The sequence below is a fragment of the Lactiplantibacillus xiangfangensis genome (genome assembly GCF_001438845.1).
In the GTDB taxonomy this organism is placed as follows: domain Bacteria; phylum Bacillota; class Bacilli; order Lactobacillales; family Lactobacillaceae; genus Lactiplantibacillus; species Lactiplantibacillus xiangfangensis.
In genome coordinates this window covers 25,344-39,837 of record NZ_JQCL01000035.1, presented here as the reverse complement: position 1 = coordinate 39,837, position 14,494 = coordinate 25,344, and the positions used below count along the sequence as shown (strand labels likewise).

Here is a 14,494-nt window from a genome sequence, read left to right as displayed (position 1 = left end):
TCACTGTTGCCACCAACCTCTTAATTATTTTGTTTCACGTGAAACATTATCTGATTGAATATCGATTTTCATATAATCGGTGGCGCCACGTCGATTGACGTGCACCACGCCCATATTAACTGCTAACACTACTAATAAAACCACAAAAGCTAATAAAAACAAAGCTTTATACGACCAGTTATCAATAATGACCCCACCAAACAATGGGCCGAGTGACCGTCCTAACGCACTAAACGCTTGAACAAGTCCTTGGTAACGGCCCTTCGCCGCAATTGGTGTTAACTGGCTGACAAGGGTCGGCATTGCTGGTGACCAGGTCGCCTCCCCAATCGTCAGCAGGACCATGGCAAATACAAAGTGGGCGTAGTCGTGGGCACTGACCAACGATAAGAAGGAAAGCCCCACAAACAACATGCCAAAGAAAAATTGATAGTATAAATTTTTAATGCGGTCCCCTAATAAACTTAAAATACTTTGAATCAAAACGAGCAGTCCCGCGTTGATTGTCCATAGGAAACTGTAGTTGCGCAATGGCATCCCTAAGTTAGTCATGTAGACGGACAGGTTGCTGACCCATTGTTCATACAGTAGCCAAATAATAAATAAACTAATAAAGAATGTCCAAACCATCCGGAAGTTCGCTTTTGGAAGCTGAATTCCATCCCCCTGACGCGGGTCAACCCCAGTCACATTTTCTGAATCAACGTTATATTCAAACAGCGCAATCAGTAGGAACACGACGAATAAGCCCGTCGTCATGGAGAATAGTAGTTGCATGCCCATGCTGTAAACAATTCCCACGAACATTGTTCCAAAAACGACCCCTAAATTGGCTGCCAAGTACATGAGGGTGAAGGTTCGCCGGACTTTATCACGTGGCACACTCGCTGCTAAGGCGTTAAACATGGTGTTCAACCATCCAGCGGCAAAGCCAGTCACCACTAACAAGATGGGGTACCATGGCCAGCTATGTAAAAAGATCAGCATAAAGTTGGCCGTTCCGTTGAGGACGATGCCCATTAATAGGAGGTAATACGGATTACCCCGGTCAAAGATTCGACCACCAATCGTACTGGCCAGAACGTTTGCCACGGAATTGAGCAGCAAGACGACCCCCGTTTCCGTGAGCGACTTGCCCAACACGTTATGCATATAGATGGTCGTTAGTGGCCAAATAAAGCTCATTCCAATGTTATTCATAAACTGCCCGGCAATTAGCCAGGGCGTTGCAATTGTTTGTCTTCGTGCCATAGCACCACCACCCATTCATTCAATCTACTTTTCATCATAGCAAAGTTCGCCAAAAATAACAGGGGCGCGCCGCAACTGGTAATTGCCATGGCACTGCTTATCGTTAGGAATCCAGCCTTTTTCGGCGCTTCGCTGGCAAAATCAGTGGGCCATGGGGTCGGCTGCAGGAAGAACGGTCTTCCGCCTCGCTTGAAAGCCTCAAAGGACGAGTCTTCCAAGTCGCCCCGCACTGTAACCTGGCAAAAAGCCGCCAGCTAACAGTGCCGACACGGCTCGCTGGTTCTGCCGACTACGCTAAGATTATTTTAAAATAAACCGGTTAAATTTGTCAGCAACTATAACATAGCTGGGTTTGCCTATGATAAATCTAGCTTTCATCGGACGCTCGGAGGTTGCCACGGATGGCATCGGTCGTGATGGTGGTGTTGGGCGGTGCTTTTCCGTCCTTACACCACTGGACAGTCTGGGACAATTGCGTCTTTTGCAAGTGTTCCAGGCGAGGGGCTAGACCGCTCCCCCGGCTAGCCCCGGTCCCACGACCGCATGTCATCAGTGACAACCGGAATCGCCTTCAACCTCTTTAGACCACAATTCAATCTAAAAAAATGGTGCTCAAGACCAAGTCTCAAGCACCATTTGTGATTGTTAGTTTTACCCCTGTTGCGGGTCCTGTGCGTAGGAAACGGACGAGAACTTATTAAACGGTTTGACGAACAATAGTTTAACGGTCCCCCGCGCCCCGGCACGGTTCTTTTCAATAATAACTTCAACTTCACCGACGTCTTCAGAGGCATCATCATCGCGCGGATCGCCGCCGTTGAAATCGCCGCCTCCGCCACCATTACTGAAGTTGTTGCCACCGTCATCGTCGTCTTCAGACCGGTAATAATCTTCCCGGTATAGGAAGGCTACGATGTCGGCATCTTGTTCAATTGATCCGGATTCACGAATGTCGGATAGGACTGGTCGCTTATCCTGACGTTGTTCCACACCACGTGATAATTGAGACAGCGCGATGACCGGAACCCCTAATTCCTTAGCTAACTTTTTCATTTGCCGCGAAATTTCAGAAACTTCCTGTTGCCGACTTTCGGTGTTGCCACCTTCGATCAGTTGCAGGTAATCGACCACGATTAGGCCCAAGTTACCTTGTTCCTTCGCTAACCGCCGACTCTTCGCGCGAATTTCGGACATCTTGATTCCAGGCGTATCGTCAATGAAAATGCTGGCCTTGGATAAACTACCCATGGCCACCACCAAGTGTTCCCACTCTTCTTCATTCAGTTGCCCCGTCCGTAAATGACCGGCGTCAATACTACCTTCCGCACAAAGCATCCGGTTAACTAACGACTCGGCCCCCATTTCCAAACTAAAAATAGCAACCGTCGTATCCGTCTTCGTCGCAACGTTTTGCGCAATATTCAACGCAAAGGCCGTTTTCCCAACGGCTGGCCGGGCTGCCAAGATAATCAAGTTATCCGGCTGAAGCCCCGCGGTCATCTTGTCCAATTCGGTGAAACCCGTTGGTAACCCGGTAATATCATCATCGTTTTGGTATAACCGGTCAATTTCTTCAATCGTGGAATTCAACACGTCGTTGATCGACTTAAACCCGCTCTGATTCCGTTGTTCAGAAACATTCATGATGTCTCGTTCAGCGTCATCTAACAGCGTTGTCACGTCGTCATTTTCCGTGTAGGCCTTCTGGGTAATCTCAGTGGCCGTCTTGATTAGTCGCCGAACCGTTGCCTTTTGCGCAACGATTTTCGCGTAATAACCGGCATTGGCCGCCGTCGGAACGGATCCGGCTAGTTCCGCAATGTAGCTCATCCCACCAACGTCATCCAATTGATTTTGGGCCGTCAGTAAATCGCTGACCGTCACCGCATCAATGGCCTCGTCACGATCATTCAACGTCACCATGCTGGCAAAGATGATTTGATGTGCGCGCCGGTAAAAGTCCTGCGCTTCGACGAACTCCATTGATTCAACAAGCGCGTCACTGTTTAGGAAGATCGCCCCAAGAACCGCTTTTTCAGCTTCAATATTTTGTGGTGGGGTTTGATCTAGCACATCGTTGTTCATTTATGGTCCCCTTTTTTACTTTTCGATAACGTGAACGCGAATTTTTGCCGTAACTTCTGGATGTAATTTCACTGGGACGTTGGTATAACCAAGGACCCGAATTGGATCTGGTAATTCAATCTTACGTTTGTCTAACTTAACGTTATATTGATCAGCCAGCGCCGTTGCAATTTGCTTGCTAGGAATGGAACCGAATAATCGGCCATCCGTTCCGGCCTTAGCTTTGAGTTCTACGACCGTTGCGTCAGCTTCGAGGGCCGTTTTAGTCGTTTTAGCTTCGGCTAATTCTTCTTCAGCCTTAGCCGCTTCGTTCTTTTGTTCCGCCTTTAAAGTAGCAATCGCCGACTTAGTAGCTTCCTTAGCTAAACCCTTTTTAATTAAGAAGTTTTGTGCGTAACCATCGGGCACGTTTTTAATTTGGCCCCGTTTACCTTTACCACGAACATCGTTTAAGAAAATAACTTGCATTTTGCTCACTCCTAATTAGATTCTGGTGTTGATTCATCCGTTGCGGTCAATAAATCAATTAATGACTGTTTAACTTCATCAACGGACTGACCTTCAATTTGCGTTGCGGCGTTCGATAAGTGACCACCGCCACCCAATTTTTCCATATAAACTTGCACGTTGATCTCACCCAACGAGCGGGCTGAAATCCCAATGCGACCATCCTCACGACGCGTAATCACGAAGGAGGCGTCCACACCGGACATTGACAGTAAGGAATCAGCCGCTTGCGCCGCCGTGACCGGATCATAGACCTGGTCATCTTCCCCAACACACAGTGCCATATCCTGATTAACAAATTCAACCGATTCAATTAAGTGATTACGCTGGAGGTAACTATCAACGTTTTCCTTCATGAATTGTTGAACTAGCAAGGAATCCGCACCGGCTGACCGTAAGTAACTGGCCGCGTCAAACGTCCGTGAACCGGATCGCAATGAGAACGACTTCGTATCGATAACGATCCCAGTCAACATAGCCGTTGCTTCAATCTTATTGATTGGTTCAGCGTCGTGTGACTGATATTCAAACATTTCCGTAATCAACTCACAAGTGGAAGATGCATACGGTTCAATATAAACCAAAACTGGGTTTTCTGGAAATTCTTCGCCCCGGCGGTGATGATCAATAATCATCACGCGGTTTTCAAGCCGTTCATACAGCGCCTGTGACATTGAAATGCTTGGCTTGGAATGGTCGGCCATGATCAATAAACTTTGATCAGTCGCTTTTTCTAAGGCTTCTGCGGGTGAAATAATCGAAGCTTCGATCTTTTCATCCGATTTAAGTTGGTCGAGTAACCGTTGAATATCGGAATGCACGTTTTGTTCATCCAAGACGATCCAACACTGCTTGCCATTCATCTCGGCAATCCGGCGAATGCCTAAGCACGCCCCAACCGCATCCATGTCGGGCTGATGATGCCCCTGTACAAAAATCTGATCCGATTGGTTCATTAACTCTTGTAACGTCTGACTGATCATCCGCGCCCGGACCCGGGTTCGCTTCTCCATTGGGTTAGTTTTCCCACCGTAGAAGCGCGCTGGTTCGTCTTCGGCCTTAACGACAACTTGGTCCCCACCCCGTCCAAGGGCGAGGTCCATATTGCTCTGGGCCAAGTCGGCTAAGTTGTTCATATTGCGTTCACCATAAGCAATCCCGATACTTAACGTTAACGGGAAGTTTTGCTTAGAGGTGGACTCACGAATGCGGTCTAAAATCCGAAACTTATTCTCCTCGACCCGGCGTAGACTGTTCGCATACCCCAGTAAGAAGAAATGGTCGTCGTCTAGCCGCTTGAGATACATCCCAAACATCTGCGTCCACTTCGATAATTCGTTCGTGACGTAGTTATTCAGGTTAGAAATATCCGTATCCGCCATTGACTGGGTGATTTCATCATAGTTATCCAAGAAAATTTGGCCAATGACCAACTTTTCATCTTCAAACTGATTAGCCAACTCCGCGTACTTGGTTACATCCATCATGTAAACCGTATTAGTACTCCGCTGGACGCGTAAATCGAACTGGTAATCTTTCCAGCGAATGGTCGCGGGTTCTTCTTGGTGCGCACTAACGGTTGCCGCTAGTTCCGCATCAATATTTTCGAGTCGATAGCCCAAGACATCTTGGTCACCAAAATATCGCTGCAAGTATGGATTGACCCACTCAATCGTCTCATCGGCGTTAAAAATCATGACCCCGATTGGCATTTGAATTAGCGCTTCCTGTTCCCCACGTTTGATTCGATACGATAGGTCCGAAATGTACTCGTTAGCGCTCGAACTCAGCTCAATCAACGTGTTATACGACATGACCCCCGCCATAATGATTAGGATCAAGATAATGGTCCCAAAAATCCAGTTCATTAAAAAGCCAGTGACTAGGGTTATCAGCGATAGGCCCATAATGACCAGCGCTAGTAATCGTAACTGTTGATTTTGCAAGAAAAATGGAATTTTTTCGCGCGAAAAAAATTTTTTCATTTTAAAAATCCCTCAATAATTCTTCAGTAATAACTATATTTTATCACAATCCACTCGGCGCTTCAGACTTTACTCGTCAAAGTAAATTGGCGCCGGACAACTAACACAGCGAGACGTATCGGGTTAGCTCATTTGCGCCGTTATGCCACGATCAATAACATTTTTGAGGCACAAAAAAACCACAGCGCCTAAGGCTGTGGTTCTTACAAACTGAATTATTCTTCGGATACGAATGGTAATAAGCCCATGATCCGTGCGCGTTTGATGGCGATAGTTAAAGAACGTTGGTTCTTAGCACTAGTCCCCGTTACACGACGTGGCAAAATCTTCCCACGTTCTGAAACGAAACGACGTAATAAGTCAGTATCCTTATAATCGATGTATTCGATATGGTTTGCGGCGATGAAGTCGACTTTACGACGACGACGGCCACCTCTTCTTTGTTGTGCCATTGGTATTTCCCTCCTCGATATCTGTAGCTAAGCTACTAGAATGGTAGATCATCATCCGAGATATCAATTTGATCCCCATTGTTGGCAAATGGATCGGCTTGGTTATTGTTATTAGCGTTGCTTGAAGGCGCAGCGCTCGTCGCATTCCCATTGTTGCCATTTCCACTACCAAAAGGATTGTTATTGTTATTATTAGATGATGATTGTTGAGGAGCAGCGTTTTGGCCTTGATTACTGTACCCACTATTATTATTGTTGTTGTAACTCGAATTACCACCATTGTTGTAATTGTTGTTACCACTACCACCATTTGCAGCTTGATGTCTTTCAGACTCTGCGCGTGATTCTAATAATGAGAAGTTATCAACGACGACTTCTGTGACGTAAACTCGTTGTCCCTGTTGGTTTTCGTAGTTCCGGGTTTGAATCCGGCCATCGATCCCAACAAGTGAACCTTTATGAGTAAAGTTAGCAAAATTTTCAGCAGCTTTACGCCAAATGACGCAACTAATGAAATCAGCTTCACGTTCACCATTTTGGTTCGTGAAACTACGGTTTACGGCAAGGGTAAATGTCGCAACAGCGGCACCACCGTTCGTATAACGTAATTCCGGATCTCTTGTTAGTCGGCCAACAAGAACTGTACGGTTAATCATGCAGAAGGGCTCCTCTCTAGTTTAATTTCGAATATTAGTCTTCGCGTTTAACGATCATGTGACGTAAAATGTCATCATTGATCTTTGAAAGACGGTCGAATTCGTTCAAGGCAGCGTCATCAGTCGCAGTTAAGTTTACGATATGATAAGTACCTTCAGTGAAACCGCCGATTTCGTATGCGAAACGACGCTTTGACCAGTCTTTTGAATCAATTACTTGTGCACCGTTATCAGTTAAGATTTTGTCGAAACGATCAACTAAAGCTGTCTTGGCAGCATCGTCGATGTCGGGACGCACGATGTAAGTAATTTCATATTTCTTTGATTCACTCATGAAATTTGCACCTCCTTATGGACTTCAGGCCCTTCTTTTTGAAGAGCAAGGAAAGTAAGCTAAGTGATACTTAGATACTCACGAATTACAAGTATAGCATCTAAATAAATTTGTTGCAAGGGTGGGGCGGCCGACTAACTAAAAAGATTTTGGAATGCGTTACATAGTCTAAATACGCAATTTCTCTCCTTGCCTCGCGTCTCTTTTTCAGCTTTTTAACTGCCAACTCATTTTCACTCACCCAGTAACTAGACCACCCAATCATTTCAAAAATAATCACTTACAATTTTATTTAACCGGTCACGTGGGCCAACCGCCCCTAATCGTCACCAGGCTTCCCGCTTAAGCTATTAAATTAGCAATAAGAAGCGCTTCGTAGCACCGATTCCACCAATTTGTCAGGTTTACAAACGAATCAACGCTGTAATCGTTGTCATTCCCGACGTGCTAGATTTTGTTTGTCAAGATAGCCTAGTGCGAATTGACAAGAAAAAGCATTGATTGGAGGAATCAATAATGCAAAAGTTTTGGCGCTTCTTTTTGCTAGCTGTTACCGGCCTAGCGCTCATGATTCTGAGTCCACCCCTGCTTGGTCGAGCAAGTGAGGTGCAAGCTACGGGGGTCGACGTGAATAGCGCCGTCATCAAAGATGCTCAGGGTAATACCGTTGGGCACGACGTTCAACTAGCTCCCGGCGAATACATCGTCAATTACAATTGGAGTATTCCTAACGGCGTTACCGTTAGGGCCGGTGACACCATGACCTTCACCCTGCCACCCAACGTTTACATCCCTGCCGACGATGATTTTACCGCCTACACCAGTAGCGGCGTTGCAATTGGCACGGTGCATATCGGTACGGGGAGTTCTACCGGCGTTATGACATTTAACCGCTACTTTCAGTACAACCCGCTTAACCGACACGGTTGGCTTAAAATTAACGTTCCGGTCAAAGCCCCGCCAGCAGCACCAATCTCAATGAGTAAAACTGCTAGTTGGGTCGATCCCAAAAACCCAACGGTCATTAACTGGCAATTAACCATCAACCACAACGGCGGCACCCTGACCAATCCGGTCATTAAGGATACTTTCAGTAGCAACCAGAAATACGTTGCTGGCAGTGTTCACGCCACCGCTGCGGGTCAAAATGTCGCCGTAACGGCTTCCGGAAGTTTATTCACGAATAGTATGACCTTTAAGCTATCCGGCGCCTTCACATCAGACATTACGCTGGATTATCAGACCCAAACTAAGTTACCAACCGGTGCTGAATCCTTTAATAACAACGCTAATTATAGTGACAGCGAGGGCCGCCAAGCCAACGCTGCCGCTACGATTACCCGTGAAGCGGCCCCAAGTAATCCGGGTCCTAGTGAACCGGCGCCTCAGGAACCCGTTACCATGGATAAGTCCGTCAGTTGGGCTGATCCACACGATCAATCTAAGTTAAATTGGGACATTACGGTCAACGCACATAATAATCAGCTCATTAACCCGCAAATCGTTGACCATCTAAGCGACAATCAGGCTTACGTGCCAAATAGCGCTAAGATGACGACTGCGAGTGGCCAACCAATTTTACTGGCAACTAGTGTCAGCGGGGCGGGCCGCTCGATTGTCTTTAAGGCGGTCGGCACTTTTACGACTAATTTGTACCTGACCTATCAAAGTGCGATTACTTCAACTCGCGGGCTAGAAACTTTTACCAACAATGCCAACTACACGGACGATGCTGGTCACGAAGCTTCCGCTGACGCTACAATCGACCGTACGATTGAACCAGCTAAGCCACCAATCAGCATGGCTAAAGCTGTGACTTGGTCTGACCCCGATGATCAAACCAAACTCAGCTGGAATTTGACGATTTCATCCAATGGCAACCAGCTGGTTAATCCGGTCATCACGGATCACATGAGTCCTAACCAAACTTTCATCCCTGGCAGTGCTATTGCGGTCACCGCGACGGACGAAACAATCCCAGTTACCGCGACCGTCGATGGTAACGAGGTCACCTTTAAGATTCCAGGAAGTTACACGACTGATTTTCAACTCGCCTATCAAACCAGAACCAATGATCCGACTTCGGCTGAACAATTTGCTAACGACGCCGTTTATGAGGACGACGCTGGCAACCAGGCCGCGGCCAACACGGATATCGATCGTGAAATCACCGAAGATTCTGAAGAGCCAGAGACGCCTGGGGAACCCGAACCAGAAGTGCCAATCACCATGACGAAGGCCGCAACTTGGCTTGATCCTAACGACCAAACCAAGATTAACTGGGCCCTAAACATTGCTACCCATGGTCAACAATTAAACAACCCCGTTATTACCGACCAATTAAGTGATAACCAGACTTACGTTGTTGATAGCGTTACGGCTCGTGATACTACCGGCCAAATCCCCGTTATCGCCAGTGTCAACGGCCATCAGTTAACTTTCGAACTGATAGGAGAATTCTCAACCGATGTCCAACTAGCCTACCAGACGACCACCAATACCCCAACGGGTGCGGACGCCTTTACCAACGCCGCGGTCGTCAACGATGATGCTAACCATCACGCGGAGGCTAACACTTCGATCGAGCGCGAGGGGCCAACGGTTGAGCCAGCTAAAGATCCGATTAGTCTGACTAAGACTGCCGCTTGGTCTGACCCTAACGACCAAAATCGCATTAATTGGCAATTGCAAATCAATACTAACGGCAATACGCTCAAGAATCCCGTCGTAACGGATGTTTTCAGCAACAACCAAACTTACGTTACTGACAGTGCTAAAGCGGTCGATGCCGACGGTAACCAAGTGCCAACGACCGTCACTATCAATGGTCAAACCCTGACCATCACGTTTACGGGTGAATTAAGCAGCGATTTAACGTTAACTTATCAGACGACAACGAACGAAGCCACGGGTGCGGCAACCTTTGACAACGCCGCAATCGTTGATGACGATAACAACAATCACGCGGAAGGTAGTAGCTCCATCGATCGTGAAGCGCCGCCGACAGTCAAAGTACCAATTGACGTATCCAAAGAAGCCGCTTGGAACGATCCCAACGACATGACCACCATTAATTGGACCATTGGTATTAATGCGAATGGCAATACTTTAATTAATCCAGTCATTACCGATACCTTCAGCAATAACCAAACTTACGTTACTGACAGCGCTAAAGCTATCGATGAGGCCGGCCAAACGTTACCGTTGTCCGTAACGGTAACGGATCACACCCTGACCTTTAAAGTCGCAGGAACCGTTACAAATGACTTTGACTTGACCTATCAAACAAAGACCAATACCGCAAATGGTGCCGCCGTCTTTGACAACGCCGTACTTTACACTGACGACAACGACAATGACGGTAGTGCCACCACCGAGATTGATCGGCCAGACTTGGTTACCGAACCAGAAGAACCTAGTGAACCTAATGAACCTAGTGAGCCTGGCAACCCTAACGAACCAAACGAACCGGAAACGCCTGGTCAACCGACACCACCCGTAACGCCAACAACGCCGAGTCAGCCCGGCGAACCAGAAAAACCTGGCGTCACTGAACCAGTTAAGCCGGAAACCAAGCCGACTGAGCCAGAAACAACGACGCCAGTGAAACCTAGCGTCACCGAACCAACTAAGCCAAACGCACCAGCACTGAGCAAGCCAGTGCCCGCAGCGCCAGCTGTACCGGCTCAACGTGTACGCCCACAGATTCAAGCCAAGGCACAGCCAAGTTCAACCGCCTCAACATCAGAAAAGTTGCCGCAAACCGATGAGAATCACAACGCAATGATCGACACAATTATCGGTTGCTTAGCAATCCTCTTTGGTATCGGACTTGGTTACCTTGATTTACGTCGTCACTAATTCAGAAAGGCGGATTGCCCAATCGCAACCTTAACCCAATATCAACAATACCTCGTTCACGCGTTGACACCACCCCCTACTAAGCAAAGTTTGGTTAGCGATAATCAAACTCAGCTTAGTAGGGCTTTTTTGATTTCTTTGTTATTTTTCTCAAAAGTCCGAAAAGCCCAAAATCACCGTCAATATTGTAAAAGTAGTAATCGTTATTTTGACGGATAATCAGTGGCAACCGGACTAGGTTATAAACAACTAATTTGCAACCTTAGACGGATATCTAAAGGTTGAAAATTAAATTTAGGGACTGATTACTGTTGTATCAGTATTAGACTAATACGACTTAGCTACTTGTGAGTGAGTCCGGTTACCACTGACAGTAAGTAATAACAATAGTAAGACTGTTTTGAGCGCAGTCGGGTAGTCTTGGTGTGCTGTGTCGGCAAGATTGGCAGACGTTTCTTGTCTGCTAATCTTGCGGGGCGATACAAAGACGCGGGCTGTCGGCTTTGTATCGAGGTCGCAGACCGCAGTGTGGCTGCGACCGTCCCCCATAGCACACCAGGACTTACCCGACGGAGCGGATAATTCAGGAATAACTATCGCTACTGTTGCGGTGTTAATAGCAGTTTTAGACTTTTCAACCTTTAGCAGATTAAAAAAACATCCCCCAAGTAGCCTTAAACTGGCCACTTAGGGGATGTTTACTTATCGTTATGACCTGCAGGCCCACTTAAAGCAGCTGCAGTTTAATGTCTATATTATGCTTGATCATTATCGGTCGTGTCTGAATCCGAATCATTCGTTACGGGCGTGGTTGGAGCTTCCGTCGCATCGTCAGTGGTTGCTGAGTCTGCTTGGTCGTCTTCTGCTTCATCGTCCGTTGCTTGGTCGACTTTAGCCATCGTGGCAACTTTACCACCGTCATCAAGCCGGATTAAGCGAACCCCGAGGGTGGCCCGTCCAGTTTGTGAGACCGTCGTAATGTTGAAACGAATCATCACACCTTGGTCCGTCATGACCATGATATCTTCGGCGCCTTCAACGGTCGTCAAACCAGCTAAGTGACCGTTCTTTTCAGTCACGTTGGCCGTCTTGATCCCCTTACCGCCACGACCCTTAATTGGGTAATCGCTAGCGGGCGTCTGTTTACCATAACCCTTTTCGGTAATGATAAAGACGTTGCTGTCAGGTTTCAAAATATCAAAACCAATGACGAAGTCGTCATCCCGTAATCGAATCCCGCGGACCCCGGTTGCTGTCCGTCCCATTGAACGAACCGCACCTTCGTCGAAACTAACGGCATAGCCGTCGTGGGTTCCGATAATCACGTTTTGATGACCGTCCGTGATGGTTACGCCGATTAATTCATCGTCGTCCTTCAAGGTAATTGCCTTTAACCCGTTACTCCGGATATTGGCAAACTCTTGGACGGGTGTCCGTTTAACGACCCCTTTAACGGTCGTAAAGAACAAGAACTTATCGGAATTATCATCACTACCCGAGACGTTCACAACGGCTTGGATCTTTTCACCAGAGTTAACCCCTAACAGGTTAATCACTGGAATCCCCTTAGCCGTACGACCGTACTCAGGAATCTCATACGCCTTCATCCGGTAGACTTTCCCGGCGTTGGTGAAGAAGAGGAGGACATCGTGGGTCGACGTCGTTAATAAGTGTTCGATGAAGTCATCATCATGGACATCCATCCCTTGAATCCCACGGCCACCACGGTGTTGCGACTTGAATTCAGTCGTTGGTAACCGTTTGATATAACCGTTGTGCGTTAAGGTAACGGCCACTTCTTCTTCTTCGATCAAGTCTTCGTCTTCTAGGCTTAAGACTTCACCAATCATTAATTCAGTCCGGCGTGGATCGCCAAATTTACGTTGGATTTCTAGCAATTCTTCGTAAATAATCTGGTTGATCCGTTCCTTGCTGGCTAAAATCGCTTTGTAGTCCGCAATTGACTTCAATAAGTCTTGGTATTCACTTTCGATCTTTTCACGTTCCAAACCAGTTAACCGCACGAGCCGCATATCCAAAATGGCTTGGGCTTGTTTGTCGGATAAACCGTAGTTATCCATCAACTGGTTCTTCGCAATTTCACTCGTCTGTGATTTACGGATGATCGCAATAATTTCATCAATATGGTCGAGCGCAATCCGCAACCCTTCCAAAATGTGGGCACGGGCTTGCGCCTTCTTCAAATCAAACGCGGTCCGCCGACGAATAACTTCTTCTTGGTGTTCCAAGTAATAGATCAGAATTTGCTTTAAACTCAAGACCTTTGGGGCACCCTTAACGATTGCTAACATGTTGAAACCGAAGTTCGTTTGCATCAGCGTCATCTTATACAAATTGTTTAAGATCACGGAAGCACTGGCATCGCGCCGAACATCAATGACGACCCGCATCCCTTCACGGTCACTTTCATCGTTAATGTCGGTGATGCCTTCAATTTCTTTGTCCCGTGCTAGCGTCGCAATCCGTTCAATCAGCTTCGCTTTGTTGACCATGTATGGCAATTCGTTGACGATAATCCGTTGCTTACCGTTCTTTTCTTCCTTGATGTCGACTTTGGCGCGGACAATAATATTGCCACGACCAGTTTCATAAGCTTTCCGAATACCGGATTTACCCATGACGATCCCGCCAGTTGGAAAATCAGGCCCTGGTAAAGCTTCCATCAAGTCCGCAGTGGTTGAATCTGGATTATCCATCAACATGTGAATTGCTGAAATCACTTCTGACAAGTTATGCGGTGGAATATTGGTGGTCATCCCAACGGCGATCCCGGTTGCCCCGTTAACTAACAGGTTCGGAAAACGCGCTGGTAAAACTTCTGGTTCCCGTTCAGTATCATCGTAGTTCGGTTGGTAGTCAACGGTGTCCTTGTTAATATCCCGCAACATTTCAACCGCGATTTTACTCATCCGGGCTTCGGTATACCGCATCGCAGCGGCACCGTCACCATCGACTGAACCAAAGTTCCCGTGACCATCCACTAACATGTAGCGGTAACTAAAGTCTTGGGCCATCCGCACCATTGATTCATAAATTGCGGAGTCACCATGGGGATGATACTTCCCCATGACGTCCCCGACGATCCGGGCCGATTTTTTATACGGCTTATCCGGCGTCACACCAAGTTCACTCATCCCGTAAAGAATACGGCGATGAACTGGTTTTAACCCATCTCGCACATCCGGTAACGCCCGCGCAACGATAACACTCATCGCGTAGCTCAAAAATGACGTCCGCATGGTTTTGGAGAGGTTCATGTCTGTTATTCGATTATTTGATAAATCTGAATCAGCCAAAACAAGATCCTCCTTCATTGACTGCCGTTGTTGTCCTCTTAGCGTT

At 47.1% G+C, this 14,494-nt stretch carries 10 protein-coding genes; 1 reads left to right on the top strand and 9 read right to left on the bottom strand.

All coding sequences use genetic code 11. The features are described from left to right. Window positions 1-24: 24 nt before the first annotated feature. From IV64_RS03290 to rpsF, 8 genes are all read right to left on the bottom strand, one after another. Window positions 25-1,251, bottom strand: a complete 1,227-nt coding sequence (locus tag IV64_RS03290) for an MDR family MFS transporter (protein WP_057705778.1) — start codon at window positions 1,249-1,251, stop codon at window positions 25-27. A 367-nt stretch (window positions 1,252-1,618) separates the two neighbouring features. Next, window positions 1,619-1,810, bottom strand: a complete 192-nt coding sequence (locus IV64_RS14295) for a hypothetical protein (protein ID WP_157061007.1) — start codon at window positions 1,808-1,810, stop codon at window positions 1,619-1,621. A 92-nt stretch (window positions 1,811-1,902) separates the two neighbouring features. Further along, a complete protein-coding gene (gene dnaB, locus IV64_RS03285) occupies window positions 1,903-3,336 on the bottom strand; it encodes a replicative DNA helicase (RefSeq protein ID WP_057705748.1) in 1,434 nt (477 codons plus the stop codon). A gap of 15 nt (window positions 3,337-3,351) precedes the next feature. Next, the gene (rplI, locus tag IV64_RS03280; RefSeq protein WP_057705747.1) at window positions 3,352-3,804 is read right to left on the bottom strand and encodes a 50S ribosomal protein L9; all 453 of its coding nucleotides are present in this window, start codon (window positions 3,802-3,804) and stop codon (window positions 3,352-3,354) included. Window positions 3,805-3,815: 11 nt separating this feature from the next. Further along, a complete protein-coding gene (locus IV64_RS03275; protein ID WP_057705746.1) occupies window positions 3,816-5,828 on the bottom strand; it encodes a DHH family phosphoesterase in 2,013 nt (670 codons plus the stop codon). A gap of 215 nt (window positions 5,829-6,043) precedes the next feature. Beyond that, window positions 6,044-6,280: a 30S ribosomal protein S18 gene (gene rpsR / locus IV64_RS03270; protein WP_057705745.1), complete on the bottom strand. Its 237-nt coding sequence runs from the start codon at window positions 6,278-6,280 to the stop codon at window positions 6,044-6,046. Window positions 6,281-6,315: 35 nt separating this feature from the next. Further along, complete coding sequence (gene ssb, locus IV64_RS03265) at window positions 6,316-6,936, bottom strand: single-stranded DNA-binding protein (protein WP_057705744.1); 621 nt, start codon at window positions 6,934-6,936, stop codon at window positions 6,316-6,318. 34 nt (window positions 6,937-6,970) lie between these two features. Beyond that, a complete protein-coding gene (rpsF, locus tag IV64_RS03260) occupies window positions 6,971-7,270 on the bottom strand; it encodes a 30S ribosomal protein S6 (protein WP_057705743.1) in 300 nt (99 codons plus the stop codon). A gap of 516 nt (window positions 7,271-7,786) precedes the next feature. Here rpsF and IV64_RS03255 point away from each other — a divergent pair. Further along, window positions 7,787-11,131 (top strand): Ig-like domain-containing protein, encoded by a 3,345-nt coding sequence (locus IV64_RS03255; protein WP_057705742.1) that lies wholly within the window; start codon window positions 7,787-7,789, stop codon window positions 11,129-11,131. Window positions 11,132-11,886: 755 nt separating this feature from the next. Here IV64_RS03255 and gyrA read toward each other — a convergent pair. Next, window positions 11,887-14,448 carry a DNA gyrase subunit A gene (gene gyrA, locus IV64_RS03250; RefSeq protein ID WP_157061005.1) on the bottom strand — a complete coding sequence of 854 codons (2,562 nt, stop codon included), beginning with the start codon at window positions 14,446-14,448 and terminating at the stop codon, window positions 11,887-11,889. Window positions 14,449-14,494 lie beyond the last annotated feature (46 nt).